This window comes from Peribacillus sp. 05N428, assembly GCF_056397085.1.
Map to the genome: position 1 here is coordinate 1 of NZ_JBFTMS010000064.1, position 17,040 is coordinate 17,040.

The following is a 17,040-nucleotide window of genomic DNA, read 5'->3' on the forward strand; positions in this document are numbered from 1 at the left end:
CAACAAAGAGGTTAATCAATGTGTCTCCCTCAAAATTATCGACATAATAATTTTTTAAATTTGTTTTCTTACTTTGGAAGGTCAATAAAAGTTTTGTCTCTTTATCATCCGTCATTATACTCTCAAAATGCACTCTTATATCATTTTTAATATCATAAAAAGTTTGATTAACAGGTTGGTCTAGTCCTAAGTTAATTGCCGTTCTAACCCCTGCATCATCAATATGCTTACTCAAAAATATTTTATCGTAACCTTGTTTTAATGCCATGTGTTCTTTAACTTGGTTTGCGTAAGTAATGAGGGGACAGAACAACATTGTTAACGATACCACAGAAGCAACCATTATTTTTAACATTTAAGCACCTCTAAATTTTTGGTATTTTAAAGATAAGATTCCCCTGAAAAATATTTTTGATTCAAAGAGATGTTTTTACGCCCCGATAGTTGCATAAGAAAAGGAGCTGCTAATCAGCTCCTGATAATGAAGTAAAGCACCCATTAGTTGAAGATCATTTTTCTCACCTAAATAATAATGATCCATTGGGTTTGTTTCACATCTTTTAATAAATTCAATTGCAATCACACATTTACAAAGAACGATATTAAGGTTTTTTAACTTGTTTTCTAACAATTAAGCTTTAAATCTGTCCCATACCAACAAAAGTCTTGGGGAAACTAGGATTTAATCAAACGTAACAGCATACTCATAGAGTGTATAGCATTAATATCACCATAATGAATTTTTCTGTTTTTTCTTAGCGTCCTTTTCTTTTTGTTCCTGTAACCAATCGTTTAACTCTATACTTACTCCTGAACTTGAATAATAGGGGTCATATATGGAAGAAGCGTGGAACAATTTTTGATAATCCTCTTTAAGATTATCATAAAAATCTTTTGTAGAGACAATGGGCCGTTGCACCTCTTTCATTGCTTTAGAACACATCTTAGATGCTTTATTAACTGCCTCTCCCATATAAACAACATCACTTAGTCCTGATCCGTTGTAACCCGCCTTAATCATTAAGACTCTACCCCATGAAAGACCAATACCGGCTTTAATTGCTGTATAGCCCTTTTTCTCTAATTTATAATTTAAAACATCGATCAAACTGTTTATCTTTGCTGCAGCATCCAGAGTGTCATTAACATGATATTTGAACTGCCCACTAAAAACAGCCGATACACAATCGCCAACAATGTTTATCTCTTTACAATGTGTATAACCATTGAGAATAGCAACAATTTCACTAATGTAAGACCGATATATTTTGGCAAGTACTTTCTTTTGGTGAGTTTGAGGAAGAGTAGAAGAATCTCTGAGGTCAACAAATAAAGCGCAACACTTTACATAATAACCATTTGTATAGGTCAAAGTGTCCCTTTTTGGTATTTCATCTTTGTCGTCGAAATTACTGGTAGAGTTTAAAATTTCGTCAATACGATTGCGACTGTCTTCAAATTTGTAGGTCTTCAAATTTGTCTGCATTCATTAATGCCTCTTTTCATGATATATTTACCAATAGCGTATCACCCAACTGATTTTCTAACAATTAGAAAATTGACGAAAGGAGACGATTCTATGAATTTATCAGAGAAACAGGACAAAGCTAACAAAATTTTAGAAAAGGCCAATTTTTGGATTTCGAATGCAGATGCCAAGGTATCGTTTATAATCAGCTTCACTGGAGTATTTTTAGGTTTTATATTTGCCAGTGATTCAATCACAAAATCAGTTCAGAATTATATCAAGACTATAAGTAAAATGAGTTTTAGTGACTTAAAAATGATATTATCATTAATTGCTACAATTTTATTTGTAATAGCTATTTACTTTATCGCAAAAGCTGTTTACCAGCTGATGAAAGCTCTACAAGGAAGAATTGATCCAAATCTTTATAAACAGACTGGATTGGAAACAAAGTCTTCTATATTTTGGGGCACGATAGCATTAAATGATTATGCCACATTCAAAAATAGTTTTAATAATCCGGAAGAACAACAACTTAATGATATTCAGTCCCAAGCCTACATAAATTCATTAATCACCAAAGAGAAATTTGAAAACTATAATAACGGTTTAAAAAATCTAATAAAAGGTATTGTGGTGTTTGTAATTTTTAAATTGCTAACGTATTTTCCAATATAAAAAGATTTGAACAAAAAAAGCCACTAAGCTGTGGCTTTTTCATTTCCCCCTTTGACGGTACCCCTTAATTAACTATACTGCCCCGTCAGTTCCATATGAAAAAGCTGCCTTAAAGACAGCTTTGATCTTCAGCTAACGCACCCGTAAGTTCAACAAGAAAAGGATTCAAATAGGTTAGTTTTACCCTGTTACCACGGTTACTTTTGGTTCTTCACAAGAAATAACATCAATCGTGTGATTTAAGCAGGAAAACTGATAATGGATGTAATTTTCAGAGGGACATAAATCTTCTCGTTCATTCGTGGCTATTTTTATAAAATCCAAATACCTTGACTTGGTATATATCCGAAATAGCTCTCCCTTTGATATTTCAGAGTTATCTATAGTATATGAAAAACATTCATCGATAACAGAATATGAAATATATGATTCAAATTCTAATTGCACCATAGGTAAATCGATGTTGAACGTGCTTCTATTAATAAGCAATCGTAATGAATTTTCTTTGGGTTCTATTATTTTTTCCAAATAAATATATCCTTTCTCTTGCATCAATTCATTAAAATCCACTTCATTATCACTCATTTCGTAATTTGACTAATTAAATTATACTTCATTTCCCAGTCGTCTTATTGAACTATCCTGCTTAAGGACAGTCCGGGATTATTGTCGTATAAATAAACCATTTCTTTCAATAATCTCTCGGCATTTCTCAAATCCTTCTTTTGTCTTGCTATACACGGGGAAACATAGGTCATAATTTCCTATAAAAACTGTATCAAGAGAAGGAAAGAAAAAATTCGAAAAATACAATTCTTCAACTGAAAGGTTAACTAGAAACTTAAGTGCCTCTTCATCACCAATTTTGTATATGCCCTTGTTGCTAGCAAACATCTTTCTAAAAATACTAGCCTCCATCCGATTTAAGGAGCCTAGAATGAATTTGAATTGTTCTTTACTTAAACCTTTTTTATTGAAATGAACAAATACTTCATTATCTGTATGATAAATCTGAGTTAAGGCACATAAAAATCTGGTACCATACTTTGAATGATGTTGCTCATAACCTAGTAAATCTTGTGCCTCTTGCTCGGTAAGAACTCGATTATATACATCCATAATACCAATATAGGGAAACACCTTTCTTGGCTCCTCGAGAAGATGTGTGTTGAATTTTTTATACTTTGTATATAGTTTTTCAATCTCTTCATATGTTGCTAATTCTATTCTCAAATTGGTCGCCTCACTTTTCCCTGTTTACATCATTTTATCATTTTCTTATTAAGCTGATCTGCCCTGTATCTCCATAAGAAAAGAGCTGTTCTTCACTGCTCTTAAAAAGCTCTTAAAAAGAACTAACGCACCCGTTAGTTTAAGTACAATCCTTCACAAACACCTATCATCCATAAGATTTAACTAACTTTATATCTTTTATTTGTTCAATATGTCTTTGCTCGTGTATGTACAGTAATTCAATCCATTGTTCTAAAGATAATTCACCAAATGCCGGATGTTTCGCTGCTTTTTTAGATAGGATAGACTTATCATCGATTGAACGAAGAACATTTAATAAATTTTCTCTTGATTTCGTTAATAAATTTAACATATTTTCAACATCAAAAGGCTCTTCAGTTGGTTTAGCAATTTCAGGTGATTCAAATTTTTTGGTTCTATCAGAAACCAAATGTATAGGTTTATGGGCGACACTCTCATAGTCTTTATCCTTTAACCCATTTTCTATAGACTTAGAAAACAAACTTTCTGACAAATATAAATGATGGCAAATTTGGGAGATACTCCACTTATCCAGAGCAGGTTTGGCATTTAATTGTTGATAATTCAATGCTTTAACTTCCTCGACTAACTGATTGGTTGATTCTAACAATAAATCAAAAAGATTCATTTTATTTCTCCTTTAAATTCGTAGCACTGTTTAATATAAAAGTCATCCTACCTTAATTTTAACACTTGCTATTAGTAGTTGGTACTAAAAATTGATTGTTCTTTCACTAAACTGCCCCTTTAGTTCCATAAAAAAAAGCTGCCTTAAAGACAGCTCCGATCTTCAGCTAACGCACCCGTTAGTTTTATAAGATTAAGTTATTTAACTATATATTTTATGGACCCTACAACTTATTTGTAATTTTAACTGTTAATTGTCTTATTGATACTGCAATAAATATTCCGAAATTGAAAAATCCGACTACCCTTGCTTTTTCTCTAGAAGAAATCCAATAATTGCCACTAAAATCACAAGAAAGATACCTATACAGGCAGTAACTATACCTTCGGTTTTGTCTTTTGCATAAAAACAAATATATGCATTAAAAGAGAAAAAAATTATAAAAATTAATAACTTTGTAACTAAGTTAATTGTATTTATTGCTCTCACGGTAAATCACATTCCTTAATGGTGAATTAACGATATCAAATTAAAATAATTTGAACCTTTAAGAAAATAATAACAATAAAGAGTAATTATTCATAAGTGTAAAATAATCCATTTCCTTATGGCACTAACCTGCCCCTTTAGTGCCATAAGAAAAAGCCGTCTTAAAGACAGCTCCGATCTTCAGCTAACGCTCCCGTAGTTTATTAAGACTTATTGTAGAGTTGAAATAAATAGTGCAGTAAGGATTAATGCCAAAAGAGAAAAAGATTAATTTTTCTTATCCTTTTCAAGTAAATCAATAATTCTATCAAGCTTTTGTTCGATATTTTCTGACTTGCTTGGTTGTTTAGTAACGAGAGAACGAACAAGAAAAAACACACCAGAAAATATTCCAAATATAAAAATAAGGAAAACTAGTTGATATAACATATCGCCAATATTCATATAATTCCTACCTTTACAATTACTGGTGTTAGTGTACCATATTTTTTACTACACAGTTCTTTAACACTTAGCTTATGGAACTATACTGCCACGTTAGTGCCATAACAAAAAGCTGTCTTAAAGACAGCTCCGATCTTCAGCTAACGCACCCGTTAGTTCACTAAGATTAAGTTATTTATCTATGTATTTTATAGATCCTACAATTTATTTGTAATTTTATCTGTGCATTGCCTTATTGAGGATGCAATAAATATTCCGATTGGTAGTCCTAGTAATACATTCCCCATAAAATTATAAATTTTATAGGTGACTAAATTGTTTTTTTTCAACAAATCGAAAAACAAAATAGCCCAAAATATTAAATAATATAAACGTCAATGTCCAACCTATATTAAGCCTTTTGTGATGGTAAGCATTGATGATTGCCCAAATAGAGAATAAAGTCCAATAAATAGCAACACCCACAAATAAGACCACAGTTAATAAAGTATCAAAACTTCTGGATTCCATTTCTACATACCATTGGTCATCACCCCCTCCTGAAAGGGAAAATTCAGTACCTAACCACTCTGGATTCCAAACTATTCTTTTGTATTGATAGTCTGGTTTAGCTTGTTCTACATAGTTGAAAATATTTCGGTAACCTTTATAGTCTTCATAATATCCCACATCTCTTACATTGGAAATTTTAACCAAAGATATATAATTCGTGCTTTCTACTAATTTTTTTATTTCGTTTTTCATATCTGATGTAACGACTTCCTCGTTTTCTAATAAATCGTTTATTTGTGTACGTATTATAGATCTTTCATTCGCATTTGATTGTGTATTTTGCCAAAGGAAACAAAAAAAAGACATGGATAATACAAGAAATCCTACTGCTGAATAAAGCACCCGTTTTGCAAATATTTTTTGTGCTTTAAACAATTGTCCAATTATGGAACGCATTTCTTTTTTTCCACCAAAACGTTCAATAGCAATTTCAATTGCTTCTTGTTCCGTTTTTCCTTCTAACTTCAACTCATAAACAGCTTCTAATAAATGACTCTTCATTTCTGCTTTTAATTCTTGAATTTCTTTCTTATTTCCAGCCACATTTTGATAAACCGAATTCACAAATGCTTCAATTTGGGTCATTTTTTCCTCCCCCAATCTAAAAATGAATCAATCACGTCTCTTACAAATTCCCATTCCAAACGCTTTTCTTTAAACCCTTCTTCACCCATTGATGTAAGTTTGTAATATTTTCTTCTACCACCTGGTCCTTGCTCATCCCCCCAGTAAGAAGAAATCCATTCATTCTTTTCTAATCTCTTTAAAGACAGATAAAGTGTACCTTCTTTTAATTCAAATTGGTCATCACTCTTTTCTCGAACGATTTTGGCTAATTCATAGCCGTACATATCCCTCCTATGTAAAAGTGACAGGATGAGCGTGTCTATATGACCTTTTAAAACTTCTTTATTAATCTCCAATTTTTCCACCTCTTTCCATAATGTATTTTATATTACTTTATAATGCAAGGTATTATTTAAAAAAATATAAAACTTTATGCAACTAACCTGCCCCGATAGTTCAATAAATCGAGTAGGAGGAGGCGCCTAGCCTCCGACCTCTCACACCACCGTACGTACCGTTCGGTATACGGCGGTTCAGTTTAAGTCTGACGTAGTTTTGTATATCGTTCATATAGATTGACTAACCCTTGGTGGTGCCAATAAACATTATTAAGGGTTTTGTCTAGAACAGGACTATGCGCTATGCGCCAAAAACCCTTTCTGCTATTTCCCCATTCATATGCTTTTCCAAATGGGACGCCTAATCCTTTGAGTTTCCTCACTCTCGTTCTTGGCAATTTCCATTGTTTCCATAGGCACATCCTGAGTCTTCTTCGAATCCATGAATCTAAATTCTGCAATACGTTCGGAGTATCAATGAGGGCGAAATACCCCATCCAACCTCTAAGGTATTGCTTTAACTTATTTATTCGGAGTTTCATGGGTATCGGTAATTTTCTCGAGGTCATTTCCCTGATTCGTTTCTTTACTCTCTTCACCGTTTGTTTAGCCAGTAGAACCTTGGGGTTCGTCTTTGACTTCGTGAAACTAAAACCGAGAAACGTTCTGTTCCAAGGGCGATCATACTTCGACTTCTCGTAGTTGACCTTTAGCTTCAGTTTATTTTCAATGAAGCTTGAGATATTTCCCATTGCACGTCTGGCGGCTTTTCGTGTCTTCACAAATATAGTACTGTCATCCGCATACCTTACGAATCGAAGATTGCGTTTCTCTAGTTCTTTATCTAAATCGTCTAACATGATATTAGATAATAAAGGACTTAACGGACCTCCTTGCGGAGTTCCCTCCTCACTTTTATGAAAAAGTCCGCCTATCATAATGCCTGCTTGAAGGAATTTACGAATCAGTTTGAGAACTCGTTTATCTTCAATTTTCCGCTCTAACATTCCCATGAGCTTGTCATGATTCACTTTATCGAAGAACTTCTCCAAGTCCATATCCACTACCCATGTATAACCTTCGGTTATATAGGACTTTGCCTTTCGAACCGCCTGGAGCCCTTGTTTGTTAGGGCGAAATCCATAGCTATTCTCCGAAAAGATTGAGTCATATATCTTGGTCAATATTTGGGCAATGGCTTGTTGAATGAAACGGTCTAGAACGGTTGGAATACCCAATAGCCGAACTCCGCCGTTTGGTTTCGGGATTTCGATACGACGGACGGGCTGCGGTTGATAGGTACCCTTTAAAAGGGCAGTTTTCATGTTGTACCATTCGGTTGCGAGGTGCGGTCTCAGGTTTTGAACCGGCATTCCATCTACACCATGGCTTCCCTTATTTCTTTCTACACGCTTCAATGCCTGTATTAAGTTTTCCCTCTCTAGTATCTGTTCCATTAACATCGTTGATATCCTTTCCCTGCGTGGACGAGATGGTCTATTTGTGCCTTTATCTGCTCCGCCCTTTTGAAGTTCCCCGTGTATTCACCACTTCTTCCTTCAAATAAGTTCCGTTAGGAATTGTTTGCTTCTTCGCAAAATAACGAACGCCTAGTATCCGTCCTCCTCAATCTGTTCGGTCCTTCCTTATCTTCTCGAGTAGACAAGTACTATGACCTCTGCTGACTTCTGATGATTCAGCTGTCCATCACTGGACAGGTTACCAAGTGTACTTGGCTGTCATCAGACCTCCCCGGGTAAGAGTGCAATCTTTCCCTCCATCTATCTGCTTCATTTACTCTGTACCACCTTCGGCAGTAAGGACTTTGTTTTGTTTCGCAAACTCATCCAATGATACCTAGCCTTATATGAAGTTCGTGTTCCTCAGACCGGAGGTTTGCCGCTTGCTTCCTTCAGATTCCACGTCACCATGGACACCCTTGCATTAAGCTAACCATTACTACTGCCTTCATGGTTCGGGACTCACACCCTATAGATTGCACCCATGCCGGGCGCACGAAAAAGCTGCCTTAAAGACAGCTCTGATCTTCAGCTAACGCACCCGTTAGTTGATTAAGGATTAATTAAAACTTAATGTTCAATAATTCTTTCATTTCAAGAAGAACATCAGAATGTTTTTCTTTTGATAGATACATCATTTTCTGTCCTGCTCCATTTGCTTCTTGCTTCTTTCCGTTCGGTTCTTGAAACATAATCCTTCCATCACTAAAAAAATTCATAGTGTATACTTTGTTATCCATGGTTTCTTTATCGGATAAAACAAAAAAGTAATTCCCTTTTTTATTTAATTCTTTACTCTTCTCCAATAGCTCCTTATTAGGGGGTTGCACAACTTCCATTTTGTTCACTTTTTCTATAAAAGCCTGTATGTTATTAATATCTGTAATGACCTTTGAAGTTGACTCGGAAGATACACCGTCCTCATCAACACCTTGCACTAATAAAGTTGTATATTCATCTTCATTAGGTATTTCTAAAATTTTATTTTTTGTTTTTGTAGTTTCTAAACTACAAGCATTTAAGAATATTATCATTAAAATGCACATAGAAAACATCTTGAAAATCCTCAAATTTCATCCCTCCATTTCTTCCTTCTACAATATATGTAAATTGAAAAATTATCCATATTTAGTGAACTATCCTGCCCCGATAGTTCATTAAGCAAAAAAAGCCACCAAATGGCAGCTCCGGATCTCAACTAACGCATCCGTTAGTGAAATAAGGTTTAAACTTCTTCTTGATATATTTCTGATTTTATCGGCTTTAAATTCAAAGGTATTTTAAACTCCTGAAGGTTTTCTATATGATTAAAAAAACCATCTATATCATCATAATCCATTGACCATTCTTCTACCTCTAACTTTCTTAACTCAACTGTTGGTTTAAATAAAAATTCACAGTGAAGTTGTTCCATACGAGAATACTCGTCTTCTTCATAAACAGTAAATTGACGTACAAAATCAAAATGAAATAGTTCCTCTCCAGTAAAATCATAAATACCACATTGAAATAGAATTTCTTTATCTTCTTCTCCCTCAACTGGTTCTTTACAAAAATCCTTAAATGTTTCCCAAACTTTTTTTATATCATCGGCATCTTCACCAATCTTATCTTTAAGGTAACTTTCAGTATTTTTAACCGTAATCATTCCAACACCTCCGATATTATTATGTAAGTATTCTTATTAAACTAAACTGCCCCGATAGTTGCATAAAGAAAGAGCTGCCTTAAAGACAGCTCTGATCTTCAGCTAAAGCACCGTTAGCTCTATTCTGACTAACCACTTCACCAAATGTTCTTTATTAAACGAATCATCATTCTTGGTATAAACATTAAGATGTTCCAAGCCACTTCAAAAAAAATTGAATCCCTAAGCTCAATTAGGATTTCTTTAAAAAAGCCGTTCTGCTTTTCTTTTTTTCTTTTTTTATTTTTCATCTGTCTAACTCCCAATCGCTCAATTCTTGTTGCAATAAATAGTTTGACACTCCTTTATTTCATATATTAATCCATCAGCAAGGTCTCAATCTTTGTTTAACTATTCTGCCCCGTTAGTTCCATAAGAAACTTCTATGGCTGCCAAAGCAACCTTCCTTATTGAAGTAAAGCACCTGTAGTAGCTTAAGAAAACGAATAATTATTTGAGTTTATATCTATATTTATCAAATGCTTTAACTGGAGAGGTTGTTTTATTAAAATAGGTCTCGTCATGATAAGGCAATTCAATGTTATCCCAATCAAAAACAGATGGAACACATGAGATAAACAAATCATATTGTTCATTATCTGAGGTTGATGAAGATAATCTAAATTCCCCGTTGCTTAACGCCATATTAATAGCATCACGAAGTTCCTCTAAAGCAACCCGATTAGCAACAATAAAAGCCTTATCATTCCACATACCTTGTCCATACAAATGACACACGCGGTCTTCCAAATAATAACCATTCTCTATTGTATCTGTCAGTTTTTCAACAACACTTTCCAATGAGTCAATATCTAAATAAGTATCCATTCTACCAACCTCTGCTTCACCTTCACTTCCAAATTGTGAAGTGAATTCATCACACAGTTCGTTATTCTCAATAAAGAGAAATCGTTCAGGTTCATCCCAATTTTCCACTACATAAAAACAGTGAATTAACTTCTCTTCTTTCCTGTAAGTAAAATGGTATATGTTATCATTTAATGCTGCACTATTTTGTAATTCAAAAATGGATTTCTTAGCTTTCTTGGGTTTAAGTTGCCCATTTACAAAAGGAGTCTCTGCTATATAAATTGGTGTAAATAATTTTTTATCCACCATTTGTTATCACCTCAAAATGATTTTTCTTTCAGCATTCCCCAAAGTCTCTTCTTGCACTATCCTGCCCCGTTAGTTCAACAAGAAAAAGCTGCCTTAAAGACAGCTCCGATCTTGAGCTAACGCACCAAGTTTAAGACTTTTTTAAACTAATCACCTATGGCAAATATATGTTTTTTTCGCTGTAACGCTTCTATGCAAAAAAACTTTAACTCTTTAGCAAAACGTCTAACTTTTTGTTCTTTGTACTCCCCAGTGTATTTATTAATTACGCCATCACATATACCTATTAATTCATTAATCTCGTCTCTATACAATATCGTATCACCATAAATATTAAGATTTAGAAGTAAACCAAACTCATTATTAGAGTCCTTTTCCTTACTTAAAAGATATGAGTGAATTCCCTCTTCAAATTCTACAAATGTTTCTTCCTTATACGCTTCTTTATAGGTGTTCGCTAAAATGAAATGGATTCCACACATTTACTTCATCCTTCCCTGCCTATTTCTAACTATTTTAGCAGATTGTACTCAAGTCCCTTATTGAACAAACCTGCCCCGATAGTTTAAGTACATTTCTTCACAATCTTATAACAACATTAACATAAATATCCAATTTATGTTCAGGAGTCTTATTCCATTAAATGGCCCGATTTCTGAACAAAAGTAAAAAAGCAAACATTTCATAAATAAGTTATTATTTGTTCCAAAACTCGTCCTTTTCTGAACACACCACTGTTCGATTTGAAAAGGACGTTTTTTATTGCCTTTATCGTAACAAAACTCTGTTCATTATTCTACGTTCAATAACCAACCGTTTTTTATCTATTTTACAATAAATATAAAGGGAAAATAAGAAAGAATGATTTGAGTGTTAATTGGATATGCACGTGTGTCGACGGGATTACAAAATTTAGATTTACAGATGGACTCTCTTATGCAAAATGGCTGTTCCAAAATTTTTCACGATAAAATGAGTGGGGCAAAAAGACAGCGTCCTGGTTTAGAGGAAGTACTTCAGTATGCACGTGAAGGCGATACGATTGTTGTTTGGCGATTGGATCGATTAGGACGCAATATGCAAGATTTAATTCAAATTGTGAATAGCTTAAATGAACGTGGTGTGGGCTTCCACAGTCTACAAGAAAATTTAACAATGGACAAAAGTAATGCCACAGGCCAATTGATGTTTCATCTATTTGCGGCATTTGCGGAATTTGAACGTAATTTAATTGAGGAACGTTTGGCTGCCGGAAGGGCTGCAGCTAGAGCACGCGGTCGTCTTGGAGGACGTCCTGAAAAATTTGGACCGAAAGATATTGAAGTGATGAAGTCACTAATTGAAAATGGTACACCGATTAAAGACGTCGCAGAAAAATGGGGTGTATCTCGAACAACGATTTATCGGTATTTAGAAAAACAGTAAAAATGAAGAAACCCAGCTAATCTCTTATGAAGGTAGTTGGGTTTTAAGTTGCATGTGCAAAATAGCACTTAAAATAAGTGCAAATTATCGTCAAAAGTGACACATTATTTTCTTACTATAGGAACATTCCCTTAAAGGTTCGTTATAGGGAAAATGGTTTATAAACATTTCTTTTGTTGTCTTTCTTATAAAACTAAGAAAGTCTTAAATTAATTAAAGTTAAAATAACACTTTTCTTGACCCTGTACTATGGTACAGGGTTTATATTATATATGAGGTGAAGTAAATTGGATTTTCGAGTTGGGGAAATCGCAAAGAAGTGTAACGTTAACAAAGAGACCATTAGATATTATGAACGTTTAGGCTTAATTCCAGAGCCTGATCGTACCGAAAAAGGATACCGAATGTATTCACAACAAACGGTCGATCGATTGAATTTCATAAAAAGGATGCAGGAACTTGGCTTTACCTTAAATGAAATTGACAAGTTGCTAGGGGTCGTCGATCGCGATGAAGCAAAGTGCCGTGATATGTATGATTTCACTGTTTTTAAGATAGAGGACATCCAGCGTAAAATTGAAGATCTCAAAAGAATTGAGAAAATGCTGATGGATCTTAAAGAAAGATGTCCCGAAAACAAAGACATTTACGAGTGCCCCATTATTGAAACATTAATGAAGAAATAAAGAGGTGAAACAGGTTGAAAAACACAATAAAAAGTTCAGGTTGGTTTCTTATCGCCCTAATCACATGCCCGTGCCATCTGTTTTTACTGCTTCCGTTGTTTGCAGGAACGATACTGGGTTCATACTTCATGGAATTTAAAAATGTTATTTTCATTATGATGACTCTGTTATTTGTTTATTCTCTTTTCAAGGGATGGAGAAAACTTGATCCAGAAACAAAAAACGAAACAAAGAAAGACACAACAACACATGATTGTTGCAGTATGGAGAGGTTTAAATCATGAAGGAAAAAGTGTCGCAAGTAGCCACTGTATTTTCGGCTTTTGTTATGGCTGCATGTTGCCTGGGGCCATTAATTTTCATTCCTCTTGGATTAACTGGGTTTGCAGGAGCATTAGCCTTTTACTCACTGAAATATCGGTTAATGTTCAGCATTGCTACCATCATCCTTCTTGCTTACTCCTTTTATATGGTTTACGGGAGAAAGAGAAAAAGAAAAAGTTCTGTCATTGGCTTTTGTTGGTGGTTAGTGCGTGTAGTAACGAAAAAGAAGCAAAAAATACTATAGATGCTAAGCAGGAAGCAAAAGCTACCATTGAAACAACTAAAGCAGGGACATTCACGGTTTTGGGGATGGATTGTTGCCCGCCATCTGTTGTAGAAAGGGTTCTGAAACAGGTAGATGGCGTTAGCAAAACAGCCATTAAAGTCAATGGAAGCATGAGCGAAGTAACAGTTTCCTTTGATGATAAGAAAACGGATTTACAGGCAATTAAGACGGCAGTTTTGGATTTCGGCCTTGGAGTCGAGTAATAGGAGGGATTTAACATGAAAAAATATCGAGTAAACGTTCAAGGAATGACTTGTACGGGTTGTGAAGAGCATGTAGCTGTTGCTCTTGAAAACATGGGTGCAAGAGGGATTGAAGTAGATTTCCGCCGTGGCGAAGCTGTATTTGAGCTACCAAATGGCTTAGAGGTTGAAACAGCGAAAAAAGCGATTGCTGAAGCGAAATATCAACCAGGAAAAACAGAAGAAATACAATCTCAAGAAATGATGCAGTTAGGTGATGAAGGTGATTATGACTACATCATCATCGGTTCTGGTGGGGCTGCCTTTTCATCTGCCATCGAAGCCGTGAAGTATGGAGCAAAAGTGGCAATCATTGAACGTGGTACAGTTGGTGGAACATGCGTGAACATCGGCTGTGTTCCTTCAAAGACTTTGCTGCGGGCTGGCGAAATCAATCATCTGGCAAAAAATAACCCATTCATCGGATTGCACACGTCAGCTGGCGACGTTGATTTGGCACCATTGATCAAGCAGAAAAATGAACTGGTGACCAACCTTCGAAACTCAAAATATGTGGATTTGATTGATGACTACGGCTTTGAATTAATCAAAGGCGAAGCGAAATTCGTGGATGAAAAAACAATTGAAGTCAATGGCATGCAGTTATCAGCAAAACGATTCTTAATCGCGACAGGTGCTTCACCAGCAGTGCCAAACATTCCTGGACTGGATGAGGTCGATTATTTAACAAGCACAACGCTTCTTGAATTAAAGAAGGTGCCTAAGCGTCTTACGGTCATAGGTTCTGGCTATATCGGCATGGAATTAGGACAACTCTTCCATAACCTAGGCTCAGAAGTCACATTGATGCAAAGAAGCCTGCGTCTGTTAAAGGAATACGATCCTGAAGTTTCAGAAGCAATCACGCAAGCATTGATAGATCAAGGGGTCAACTTAGTGACGGGAGCATCCTTTGAACGAATCGAAGAAGATGGAGACATTAAAAAGGTCCATGTTGAGGTCAACGGCAATAAGCGAATCATTGAGGCAGATCAATTACTGGTTGCCACAGGAAGAACACCAAACACGGCAACCTTGAATTTACAGAAAGCAGGCGTTGAAGTAGGCCCAAATGGTGAAATCGTAATCGATGTTTATTCAAAAACAACGAATTCACGCATCTATGCAGCAGGAGATGTCACGCTTGGTCCTCAATTTGTGTATGTGGCAGCTTATCAAGGTGGAGTTGCTGCAGGAAATGCTATCGGGGGACTAAACAAAAAGCTGAATTTAGAAGTGGTTCCAGGGGTTACGTTTACAGCTCCAGCTATTGCAACGGTTGGTTTAACGGAGCAACAGGCAAAAGAAAAAGGATATGAAGTGAAAACATCCGTCTTGCCTTTAGAAGCCGTTCCAAGAGCCTTGGTTAATCGGGAAACAACAGGCGTGTTTAAACTGGTGGCTGACGCGAAGACACTGAAAGTGTTAGGGGCTCATGTGGTGGCAGAAAATGCAGGAGACTTAATTTATGCAGCGACACTGGCTGTCAAATTCGGTTTAACCGTTGAGGATCTCCGAGAAACCATGGCTCCATATTTAACAATGGCAGAAGGATTGAAGCTAGCTGCTCTTACGTTTGATAAAGATGTATCAAAATTATCTTGTTGTGCAGGTTGATCACCTTTTTAGGAAGCCTTAATGTACGTATTCAGTTAAAGAAAGCTTTTATAAAAGACGATTCTTCTCTTAACATAGAGATAATCGTCTTTTATATTCCAAAAAATGTATCAACGTGGGTTTTATGTCAAAATGTTGGTGGTACCCCTTAAATAATTTATGCGATACTCTATTGTATAATGGCAGCCAATTTCAGCCCTTCTACGATTGTTAAAATGGAGCAAGAGTTTCAAGGAGGTCCTCAACAGTTAAATCGAATTTGACAGCTAATGTCATTTGCATCTATTATTAGTGGTTCTTTAATAATTATAATGGTGCTTGGTATTATGGGGATTGTAAATCTTCCTTATTGGGGTTGGATGATTGGCGCTTTTTTCCTTGGTTTTATTAGCTCTGGTGAGTCTGTCCCTTATGGTTTTATTTTACAGTCCGAGACACCTAAGCAAATTATGGGGAGAGTATCTGCTGTGACCACAATTTTCTATGCTTATTGCACCAGCTGTGGGATCTCTTCTTGCCACTTGGCTTGGAGTTTCAATCGTCTTGATGGGAGCAGGAGGGCAACCTGCTTTTGGGTGCCATTGTTTTCATCATTATTTTCAAAAGAATAAAGGTTCCAAATAATATTCAAGAAAAACACGTCCAAGCAAAAAAGTATAGTGAAACCATTTTGACACAATCCTTTTTCAAAATGGTTTCTTCTTATTGGCTGTAAAATTAATTGGGGGTTAGTTCCTTTTAGTTGTACTTTATTAACAAGATACAAATACGGTTATATCTTCTTATATATATCTGCATAAGCTACTTTTAACTGCCCTCTTAAATCTTTATTCTCTTGTTCTAATCTTTTGATTTTACGTTTCAATGAATCGATTAGAGCGTCTTTGTTATTTTCATTCATTTTTCGTTGAATCTGCTTTTTAGTAGGAACGGTCACCTGCTGCTGTCTTAAAGATTCAATCCTTTCACGAAGGACAAGATTGTTATAAAGGGTCGCTTTTGCAACTCCTGCCTCACTTGCCACACTGTTAAAATTAATGTTTTCATTTGCTCGAACAAGCCTTTGAATCGCTGCATCTACTTTTTTAGTGGTAGCTGTCCTACGTTCTTGATGGACTTGTTTTAAATGTGTTTGCAGGTTAAATTTAGGCATTAACTGACTCCTTCTTTCTATTTAGCCGATCTAAGCGACCAAAAATAAAATGCCCTTCTTCAATGGTGTTTAAATGTTTTGGTATCTTTCTAAGTTCTTTTTATTCTTTTCGGCTAATTCAGTCCTTCCACGGTCTTCTAAGATATCAATAGTCTTTGTCGCTGTCTTAATTAATAATTCGTATTTTTGTTTATCCAAATCAGAGAATCCAATCGCTAAATCTTTGCACGGACTTCCACCATTACATGTTAGGCATGGCGGTTCCTCTGAATAAGGACAATTACCGTTAATTCTTGCGTGACAGCTTCCGTATGGATTATCTATAGCGTTTAATTTATGATCCCGCCACAACATCTCAAGTAGATCTGAAGGTACTTCTTCGTCCGAATTAACCTGCTTCATTTCACCGTTAAAATCAAAACTAAACAATCCATTTTTCATGGCTTCTTCGAACACTTTACGCTTCGTACCATCTAACAATTTAGCATATCTGAGGGTCATTTCAGGTGAAGCATGTGCCAATAGTTCTTGAACTGTAAGAA

The 17,040-nt window shown here is 35.4% G+C and carries 22 protein-coding genes and 1 pseudogene; 6 read left to right on the plus strand and 17 right to left on the minus strand.

Features of this window, described 5'->3' with window-relative positions:
• Together AC1DIV_RS28020 and AC1DIV_RS28025 are read right to left on the minus strand one after the other, a co-directional pair.
• Positions 1–355: hypothetical protein (locus AC1DIV_RS28020; RefSeq protein ID WP_477577862.1), on the minus strand; the 355-nt coding region annotated here is incomplete at its 3' end.
• Positions 356–727: 372 nt separating this feature from the next.
• Positions 728–1,486, minus strand: coding sequence for an adenylate/guanylate cyclase domain-containing protein (locus AC1DIV_RS28025; RefSeq protein ID WP_336866432.1), 759 nt, complete (start codon positions 1,484–1,486; stop codon positions 728–730).
• A 93-nt stretch (positions 1,487–1,579) separates the two neighbouring features.
• Here AC1DIV_RS28025 and AC1DIV_RS28030 point away from each other — a divergent pair, with 93 nt between their 5' ends.
• Complete coding sequence (locus AC1DIV_RS28030) at positions 1,580–2,146, plus strand: Pycsar system effector family protein (RefSeq protein ID WP_336866433.1); 567 nt, start codon at positions 1,580–1,582, stop codon at positions 2,144–2,146.
• A gap of 180 nt (positions 2,147–2,326) precedes the next feature.
• Here the strand turns inward: AC1DIV_RS28030 and AC1DIV_RS28035 are convergent, their stop codons facing one another.
• The 12 genes from AC1DIV_RS28035 to AC1DIV_RS28090 all read right to left on the minus strand — a co-directional run bounded on the left by AC1DIV_RS28035 (position 2,327) and on the right by AC1DIV_RS28090 (position 11,247).
• Positions 2,327–2,716, minus strand: coding sequence for a hypothetical protein (locus AC1DIV_RS28035; RefSeq protein ID WP_336866434.1), 390 nt, complete (start codon positions 2,714–2,716; stop codon positions 2,327–2,329).
• A 93-nt stretch (positions 2,717–2,809) separates the two neighbouring features.
• A complete protein-coding gene (locus AC1DIV_RS28040) occupies positions 2,810–3,379 on the minus strand; it encodes a hypothetical protein (protein WP_063576469.1) in 570 nt (189 codons plus the stop codon).
• A 166-nt stretch (positions 3,380–3,545) separates the two neighbouring features.
• Positions 3,546–4,049: a DinB family protein gene (locus tag AC1DIV_RS28045; protein WP_095396624.1), complete on the minus strand. Its 504-nt coding sequence runs from the start codon at positions 4,047–4,049 to the stop codon at positions 3,546–3,548.
• 756 nt (positions 4,050–4,805) lie between these two features.
• Entirely contained in the window at positions 4,806–4,982 is a 177-nt protein-coding gene (locus tag AC1DIV_RS28050) for a DUF4083 domain-containing protein (RefSeq protein ID WP_084786005.1), read from the minus strand.
• A 300-nt stretch (positions 4,983–5,282) separates the two neighbouring features.
• Positions 5,283–6,119, minus strand: a complete 837-nt coding sequence (locus AC1DIV_RS28055; RefSeq protein ID WP_336866435.1) for a permease prefix domain 1-containing protein — start codon at positions 6,117–6,119, stop codon at positions 5,283–5,285.
• Positions 6,116–6,457, minus strand: a complete 342-nt coding sequence (locus AC1DIV_RS28060; protein WP_336866436.1) for a PadR family transcriptional regulator — start codon at positions 6,455–6,457, stop codon at positions 6,116–6,118. Before AC1DIV_RS28060 ends, AC1DIV_RS28055 begins: the two co-directional genes overlap by 4 nt.
• Positions 6,458–6,639: 182 nt before the next feature.
• Positions 6,640–7,902, minus strand: coding sequence for a group II intron reverse transcriptase/maturase (gene ltrA / locus AC1DIV_RS28065; RefSeq protein ID WP_477577863.1), 1,263 nt, complete (start codon positions 7,900–7,902; stop codon positions 6,640–6,642).
• Between the two features lie 620 nt (positions 7,903–8,522).
• Positions 8,523–9,029: a hypothetical protein gene (locus AC1DIV_RS28070; protein ID WP_436114962.1), complete on the minus strand. Its 507-nt coding sequence runs from the start codon at positions 9,027–9,029 to the stop codon at positions 8,523–8,525.
• Between the two features lie 155 nt (positions 9,030–9,184).
• Complete coding sequence (locus AC1DIV_RS28075) at positions 9,185–9,607, minus strand: hypothetical protein (RefSeq protein ID WP_336866438.1); 423 nt, start codon at positions 9,605–9,607, stop codon at positions 9,185–9,187.
• A gap of 137 nt (positions 9,608–9,744) precedes the next feature.
• Positions 9,745–9,897, minus strand: coding sequence for a hypothetical protein (locus AC1DIV_RS28080; protein WP_164855079.1), 153 nt, complete (start codon positions 9,895–9,897; stop codon positions 9,745–9,747).
• A 199-nt stretch (positions 9,898–10,096) separates the two neighbouring features.
• On the minus strand, positions 10,097–10,765 hold the full coding sequence (locus AC1DIV_RS28085; RefSeq protein ID WP_336866439.1) for a hypothetical protein: 669 nt from the start codon (positions 10,763–10,765) through the stop codon (positions 10,097–10,099).
• 146 nt (positions 10,766–10,911) lie between these two features.
• Positions 10,912–11,247, minus strand: a complete 336-nt coding sequence (locus AC1DIV_RS28090; protein WP_336866440.1) for a hypothetical protein — start codon at positions 11,245–11,247, stop codon at positions 10,912–10,914.
• A gap of 388 nt (positions 11,248–11,635) precedes the next feature.
• On the opposite strand from AC1DIV_RS28090, the gene AC1DIV_RS28095 reads away from it, so the two are divergent.
• The 5 genes from AC1DIV_RS28095 to merA all read left to right on the plus strand — a co-directional run bounded on the left by AC1DIV_RS28095 (position 11,636) and on the right by merA (position 15,345).
• On the plus strand, positions 11,636–12,190 hold the full coding sequence (locus tag AC1DIV_RS28095; protein ID WP_340877039.1) for a recombinase family protein: 555 nt from the start codon (positions 11,636–11,638) through the stop codon (positions 12,188–12,190).
• A gap of 287 nt (positions 12,191–12,477) precedes the next feature.
• Positions 12,478–12,876 (plus strand): mercury resistance transcriptional regulator MerR1, encoded by a 399-nt coding sequence (gene merR1 / locus AC1DIV_RS28100; protein ID WP_076315770.1) that lies wholly within the window; start codon positions 12,478–12,480, stop codon positions 12,874–12,876.
• A gap of 14 nt (positions 12,877–12,890) precedes the next feature.
• The gene (locus tag AC1DIV_RS28105) at positions 12,891–13,160 is read left to right on the plus strand and encodes a hypothetical protein (RefSeq protein ID WP_336866442.1); all 270 of its coding nucleotides are present in this window, start codon (positions 12,891–12,893) and stop codon (positions 13,158–13,160) included.
• Positions 13,081–13,689 (plus strand): mercury resistance system substrate-binding protein MerP, encoded by a 609-nt coding sequence (gene merP, locus AC1DIV_RS28110; protein WP_340877042.1) that lies wholly within the window; start codon positions 13,081–13,083, stop codon positions 13,687–13,689. Before AC1DIV_RS28105 ends, merP begins: the two co-directional genes overlap by 80 nt.
• Before the next feature lie 15 nt (positions 13,690–13,704).
• On the plus strand, positions 13,705–15,345 hold the full coding sequence (gene merA / locus AC1DIV_RS28115) for a mercury(II) reductase (RefSeq protein WP_336866444.1): 1,641 nt from the start codon (positions 13,705–13,707) through the stop codon (positions 15,343–15,345).
• Between the two features lie 487 nt (positions 15,346–15,832).
• Here merA and AC1DIV_RS28120 read toward each other — a convergent pair whose 3' ends face one another.
• The 3 genes and pseudogenes from AC1DIV_RS28120 to AC1DIV_RS28130 all read right to left on the minus strand — a co-directional run.
• Positions 15,833–15,976: a hypothetical protein gene (locus AC1DIV_RS28120; protein WP_340877044.1), complete on the minus strand. Its 144-nt coding sequence runs from the start codon at positions 15,974–15,976 to the stop codon at positions 15,833–15,835.
• Positions 15,977–16,117: 141 nt separating this feature from the next.
• Positions 16,118–16,498 (minus strand): DUF6262 family protein, encoded by a 381-nt coding sequence (locus AC1DIV_RS28125; protein WP_340877045.1) that lies wholly within the window; start codon positions 16,496–16,498, stop codon positions 16,118–16,120.
• Positions 16,491–17,040, minus strand: a pseudogene (locus AC1DIV_RS28130) (tyrosine-type recombinase/integrase); the annotation flags it as partial. The pseudogene AC1DIV_RS28130 and the gene AC1DIV_RS28125, both read right to left, overlap by 8 nt.